Here is a 6,352-nt window from a genome sequence, read left to right as displayed (position 1 = left end):
GACCATGGTTACTTTTAAACCACGGGCTTCTAAAAGTGCAGCAACTGAAGCAGCGGAAATACCTTTACCTAGTGATGAAACTACACCACCAGTAACGAAAATAAAATGGGTCATTGGGTTTCTCGTACAATCGAGCCTAAATAGGCCTGCAATGTTGCGCAATTTTACTTTACCTTGCACTAATAAAGCAAAGTCATTCCGCATCAATTCATAGAACAATAAACAATTGGTTATTCTATCAGCATTTCCGATATAAAATTAGCTTAAATTTCGATGATTTTCATATTCTATTTTATGGTTATAATACGCATATCCGTTTAATGTTTAATTTTGTGCGATTATGAATAAAAAACTTTTAGTTTGCGGCGCAATTGCTGCTGCCTTACTGATTACCGCCTGCGTAAAAAAAGAAGAGCCGAAGCAGGAAGAGCAAGAACAGGTCGAAACCGCAGCTTCTGACGCAGCGCCGGCGGAGCCTGCTAAATTTGAAAGTTTAGATTCTGCCGATACTCAGGAAATCGCGCCGATGCCTTCTCATGCAGAGATCATCCGCGAAGAAACGCCGAACACCACCACTGAAATCCGCCGCGAGGCAAACAATGCGCAGCCGGCTGCCGAAGCTAAGCCTGCTGCGCCTAAAGCCGAAGCGCCTAAGGCTGAAGACAAGCCAACGCAAGCTGCGCCTAAGCAAAACAGCGCAGCAGCGCAGTCTGAAGATGATGCAGTGGCAGCGGCCATTGCAGCGGCTACGCCAGCGCTTGAAAACTGATTTCCTGTCTGCAGCAGCGCAAAAAACCCAGTGCATGCACTGGGTTTTTTTAGGGCTGAAATTCCCGGCCTACAAATATTTCTGCAGTTTTTCCGCTAAAAATTCAATAAATAACCGCACCCGTTTCGGCAGATGCTCCTGCAGATAATACACGGCGTGAATTTTCTGATAATGCAGCTCTATTTGATCTTCAAGCAAGGCCGTCAGCCGCCCCGCTTTGATATCATCCTGCACCAGAAAGCGCGAGAGGCAGGCAATGCCTGCGCCTTCCAATGCAAGCTGGCGGACGGTTTCACCATTAGACGCCTTAATTCTGGGACGCGCGCTAAAGGCTTTACCCTGCACTTGAATGGGCCAGGTATTCAGATGCTGCGTCTGACTGAAGCCGATTAGATCATGCGCCAGCAAGTCTTGCGGATGCCTGGGCATGCCGCGCTGCGCCAAATATTCAGGGCTGGCCGCAATATATAAGCGGCTGCGGCACAGCAGTTTTGCATGCAGCGTTGAATCATTCAATTCGCCAAAACGGATCGCAACATCAGTTTGATGCTCCAGCAGATCAATCACCTGATCATGATTATTCAGCTCAATCTCAATATTGGGATATTTGCGCATAAACTCATGCATCAGCGGCACAAGCACATGCAGGATAAAAGGCGTGGCTGAATCAATGCGGATTAAGCCTGAAATATCCTCATCTGACTTCAGCAGTGAATCTTCCGCTTCCGCCAAATCATTTAAGATCCGGCGCGCCTTGCCTAAAAACAGCTGGCCTTCCTGCGTCAGCTTTAATTTCCGGGTGGTGCGCTCCAGCAAGGTGACATTCAATTTGGCTTCCAGGCGCTGCAGTGCCCGGCTGACGCCTGAGGCCGTCTGCTGCAGACGTTCCGCCGCCATAACAATATAGCCGCTATCCACAATGCTGACAAAAGCCTGCAGTTCCTCAATTGTAGATTTCATGCTGAGCAATACTCTTGATTTTCAGTCAATAATATTCTGCAAATTACTGCATTTTTTAGCAATGATTAAATCCGCACAATCGCGCCATCTGCTCAATCTCCCCTATTCACCAAAATGAGAAGAGGGGCTTCGCAGGGAAAGCATCTTGCGGCGCCTTGCGCTTCGAACAAGGCAGTGCTTTATTCTTGCTCAAGCTGCATCTATAGCTAAATTCCAAAGTCTGTATTACGCATAATTTCTTATAAAATATAATTTCATTGGGTTTTTGGCGTGTTAGCCATTTAGGCAATTAACGATGGCGCTTGCATTGCCTCATTTTTCCTTTGGGAGTTTAAATGCCTTTGAGCAGGCAAGATCCCCCTTTGGAAAGACCCAAAGGAGCAAAAGTCTTTTGTTGCCCATACACGGCTTCATTGCCGTGATGGGCAACGTGCGGCATCCCTGCCGCACACGCGTATCCAAAGTTTATTTTACTCAAGGGTCTAGGAGGCTAAGGGGATTTTCACGGAGTCGTTTAAGAAAACTTAGCTATAAATAATTATGCTGATGTTTAAATCAATACTCGGTTTCTTGAATATAGCTAAACTCTGAAGCTCGTATTACTCATGATTTACTATAAAATAGGATTTCATTAGTTTTTTATTGTGTTAACTATTTTAGCAATTGGCTATAGCGCTTCCGCACATCAAATAAAGTCTCGGATTAAAAAAGAAAATGCCCGTCAGTTTCTTAGCTGGCAGGCATGATGCAAAGCGGATCTTTATGCATTAAGGCCGTTCCGAAGCCGCCTGCAGCAAAAAGAAATCCGCCGCCAATTTGGCCGCCCAAGAACGGGTTTCTTTCACGCCCTCATAGAACCCGCAATGACTGCCCCTTTTGGTTGTAACTACAGCCACACTGCGCATCTGCCGGACTATCGCCTTATAAGGGTCAAAATTATGAATGCTGCAAACCGGGTCATCTTCCGAATTCAGCACCAGCAGCGGTATTTCCACCTGCTCAAAAACATAAATTGGATTGGTTGACTGATTGTAGCTGCCGTAGTCTGCAAAACCCGCCATTTCAAAATAGGCCTGCTCAAAATCAAACAGCGTCTTCGCTTCCAGCACTTTGGGCAATGACGCAGTGTTTTGCCAGGTCTGCGGATAAGGCTCAATAAACTTCTGAAACAGCTTTTTGGTCATCATTTTGCTGTAAAACGGATGCACATTTTTAAAGCCGGACTCGGTGTTGTAGCCGGGACATAGGGCAAAAGCCGCCTTAAAAGGCGTTTTCTGGCCTTCTTCGCCCAAATAGCGCACCAGCAGGCCTGTGCCTGCGGAAGAACCCAGCGCGTACAAAGCGGAAGCTGGATATTTCTCCTGAATATAGGCCAGCTGTTCACGCAAATCATCCGCCGAGCCGAACAGATTGATTTTAGGCACAGGCATCGGCAAATCTGCATGGCCGCGGCGCAGGCAAAGCGCAATGCGCCAGCCGGTATGCTGATGGAGGTCGCGCACCAGTTCGCGCATGCTTTCCGGCGTGCCGGTAATAGTATGCAGAATTACAATGGTCGGCGCATCCGGCGGCAGGTCAGCACCGAGCCATGCAATGCCCGTAACGCCGCCGTCCTGCATAATCAGCCGATCCGTCCGGTCATAGCTTAAGTGAATGCGGCGCTTTTTAATTAAATCAAAATACAATAGGTGCGCATGCGTATTGGCCAGCCACGGCGTAGGCCGGTATTTGCGTCGCAGCTGGGGCAAATGCTCGAAGATCCATTTAAATTCCCCTTGCGGATTAAAATAGAGTTTGGGCTGCTCTGCGCCGATGGCCTGATCAAATAGCGCCAAAGCGCGGCGGCTGACCTCATTCAATAAATTTTTCATGCTTCTGCCCCTACATACTTAGACCGAATGGCCGGCACAGCGCATGCCGTGCACAGCCTGCTGAGGCTTATTGCTTAGGCAAAAACGCTGCCATGCGCTGCCCCATCTGCGCCGCCAAGGCTTCCAAACCGCTTTTAGGCCGGATCATCACTTCAAAGTCAATAATTTGACCCTGTTCATTAAAGCGGATCATGTCAATGCCTTTGAGCTTTTTCTCTCCGACATTCGCGGAAAATTCCAGCACCACGCTTTGCTCATCTTCGGTGTAAAACTCACGGTGATAAGTGAAATTTTCAAAGATTTGGATAACATTCGTTAAAATGAACATCACCACCTGCTTGCCCGGATAAGGGCTGTACGCCACCGGCGAACGGAACACCACATCATCCGCCAGCAAGTCATTCAGGATGCTCATGTCACGGCTTTCCAGCATGTGATGCCATTTTTGAATCGATTGCTTGGTTGTTGCCATGCTCATTATTATTTCCTTATGAAATTGAATTATTTAAATAAATTGCAATAAAGGCGCCTTCTCCCTCAGGGATGAGGAACACTGTTCCGCAAGGGGATAAGGGAAAAGCATGAATACTTTTAGAAAACACCTCTCCCTAGCCCTCTCCTCACGGGAGAGGGAACTTCATTGCATCTTTTTAAGCTGATGAGCAAATGATTATGTATTAAATCACCGCTGCCAATTCAGCGCCTTGACGGATGGCGCGCTTGGCATCCAGCTCACCGGCTTCCTTGGCGCCGCCAATCAAATGCACATTTTTGCCGTCGGCTTTCAGCTGCTCATACATTGCCGTGAAAGACTCCTGCCCTGCGCAAATAATCACATTATCCACTTCCAGCACTTTCGGCTGGCCATTCACTGTGATGTGCAGGCCCTGATCATCAATTTTGTCATAGCTTGCGCCCGCAATCATTTTCACATCGCGGTGCTTTAAGCCGGTGCGGTGTATCCAGCCGGTGGTTTTCCCCAGGCTTGAACCGACCGATGCCGCTTTGCGCTGCAAGAGGTAAATCTCACGCTCAGACGGTTCGAGCTTAGGCTGTTTCAAGCCGCCGGCATGCGCATATTCGGTATCAATGCCCCATTCATCATAGAATTTTTCCGGGTTCAGGCTGCCGCTTTCGCCGGCATGGCTTAAGCATTCCGCGGTATCAAAGCCAATGCCGCCTGCGCCGATAATCGCCACGCGCTTGCCGACCGGCTTGCGCTCTTTCAGCACTTCTAGATATGTCAAAACTTTCGGATGATCAATGCCTTCAATCTGCAGCTGGCGCGGCGTGACGCCTGTCGCCACCACAATGTCGTCAAAGTCAGACTTTGCCAGCTCTTCATAAGTCGACATATGGTTCAGCAACAGCTTAATGCGCGGCTGCAGCTCAATTTTGCGCTTGAAATAGCGCAGGGTTTCATAAAACTCTTCCTTGCCCGGCACCGTCTTGGCAATATTGAACTGCCCGCCTATCTGATGCGATGCGTCGAATACCGTGACATTGTGCCCGCGCTCGGCGGCATAAGTGGCAAAACTCAGGCCCGCAGGGCCGGCGCCAATTACCGCAATATTTTTTTCCTGCGAGGCTTCCTTAAACAGCAGCTCAGTTTCATGGCAGGCGCGCGGATTGACCAGGCACGTTGCAATTTTCATTGAGAAAATATGGTCTAAGCAGGCCTGATTGCAGCCAATGCAGGTATTGATTTCATCACTGCGGCCCTGCTCAGCTTTCAATACAAATTCCGCATCCGCCAGCATCGGGCGCGCCATCGACACCATGTCTGCATGGCCTGAAGCCAATACATGCTCCGCCATTTCCGGGGTATTGATGCGGTTTGAGGTAACCAAAGGCACTTTCACCAAGCCTTTAAGCTTTTCAGTCACCCAAGTGAAAGCCGCCCGCGGCACTTTAGTGGCAATCGTCGGAATGCGCGCCTCATGCCAGCCAATGCCGGTATTGATAATCGTCGCGCCGGCTTTTTCAATTTCCTTGGCCAGCTGCACCACTTCTTCAAAGGTGGAACCGCCGTCGACCAGATCCAGCATCGACAGGCGGTAAATAATAATAAAGTTTTCACCGGCTTCTGCGCGGGTGCGCTTGACAATTTCTACCGCGAAGCGGATGCGGTTTTCATAGCTGCCGCCCCATTCATCATCGCGGTGATTGGTACGGGCCGCAATAAACTCATTAATCAAATAGCCTTCAGAACCCATAATTTCCACGCCGTCATAGCCAGCATACTGGGCAAGCTTGGCGCAGTTGGCAAAGTCGGCAATGGTCTGCTCAACTTCCGCTGAAGTTAAGGCATGCGGCTTCACCGGGTTGATGGGCGCCTGAATCGCGGACGGCGCAACATTGCCGGCCTGATAGGAATAGCGCCCGGTATGCAGAATCTGCAAGGCGATTTTGCCGCCAGCCTCATGCACCGCCTGCGTCACCACTTTATGCTTGTCCGCCTCTGCGCGCGTATCCAGCTTATTGCCGCCGATAAAAGTCAGGCCTGCATCATTCGGGGAAATGCCGCCGGTGACAATCAGGCCAACACCGCCTTTCGCGCGTTCCGCATAAAAAGCCGCCATGCGCTCATAGCCGCCCGGCGCCTCTTCCAGACCGACATGCATGGAACCCATCAATACACGGTTTTTTAATGTGGTAAAGCCTAAATCCAGTGGCGCGAGTAAATGTGGATAATTAGACATAATCTCTCCTTAGCGTGCTTATGTGCTGGCTGTTTTTATGCAGGCTGCGG

The 6,352-nt window shown here is 49.5% G+C and carries 6 protein-coding genes; 1 reads left to right on the top strand and 5 read right to left on the bottom strand.

Features of this window, described 5'->3' with window-relative positions:
- Positions 1 to 114: hypothetical protein (locus tag RSA72_RS06785; protein ID WP_332632901.1), on the bottom strand; the 114-nt coding region annotated here is incomplete at its 3' end.
- Positions 115 to 340: 226 nt separating this feature from the next.
- On the opposite strand from RSA72_RS06785, the gene RSA72_RS06780 reads away from it, so the two are divergent.
- On the top strand, positions 341 to 769 hold the full coding sequence (locus tag RSA72_RS06780) for an internalin (protein ID WP_332624724.1): 429 nt from the start codon (positions 341 to 343) through the stop codon (positions 767 to 769).
- A gap of 69 nt (positions 770 to 838) precedes the next feature.
- Here the strand turns inward: RSA72_RS06780 and RSA72_RS06775 are convergent, their stop codons facing one another.
- The 4 genes from RSA72_RS06775 to RSA72_RS06760 all read right to left on the bottom strand — a co-directional run bounded on the left by RSA72_RS06775 (position 839) and on the right by RSA72_RS06760 (position 6,302).
- Positions 839 to 1,729 carry a LysR family transcriptional regulator gene (locus RSA72_RS06775; RefSeq protein WP_332624725.1) on the bottom strand — a complete coding sequence of 297 codons (891 nt, stop codon included), beginning with the start codon at positions 1,727 to 1,729 and terminating at the stop codon, positions 839 to 841.
- 767 nt (positions 1,730 to 2,496) lie between these two features.
- Positions 2,497 to 3,600 carry a YheT family hydrolase gene (locus RSA72_RS06770; RefSeq protein WP_332623749.1) on the bottom strand — a complete coding sequence of 368 codons (1,104 nt, stop codon included), beginning with the start codon at positions 3,598 to 3,600 and terminating at the stop codon, positions 2,497 to 2,499.
- Positions 3,601 to 3,667: 67 nt separating this feature from the next.
- Positions 3,668 to 4,078 carry a nuclear transport factor 2 family protein gene (locus tag RSA72_RS06765; protein ID WP_332623751.1) on the bottom strand — a complete coding sequence of 137 codons (411 nt, stop codon included), beginning with the start codon at positions 4,076 to 4,078 and terminating at the stop codon, positions 3,668 to 3,670.
- Between the two features lie 199 nt (positions 4,079 to 4,277).
- Positions 4,278 to 6,302, bottom strand: coding sequence for an NADPH-dependent 2,4-dienoyl-CoA reductase (locus RSA72_RS06760; RefSeq protein WP_332623752.1), 2,025 nt, complete (start codon positions 6,300 to 6,302; stop codon positions 4,278 to 4,280).
- Positions 6,303 to 6,352 lie beyond the last annotated feature (50 nt).

This window comes from Acinetobacter sp. (genome assembly GCF_036659555.1).
In the GTDB taxonomy this organism is placed as follows: Bacteria; Pseudomonadota; Gammaproteobacteria; order Pseudomonadales; family Moraxellaceae; genus Acinetobacter.
This window is presented reverse-complemented; position numbering and strand designations above follow the sequence as displayed.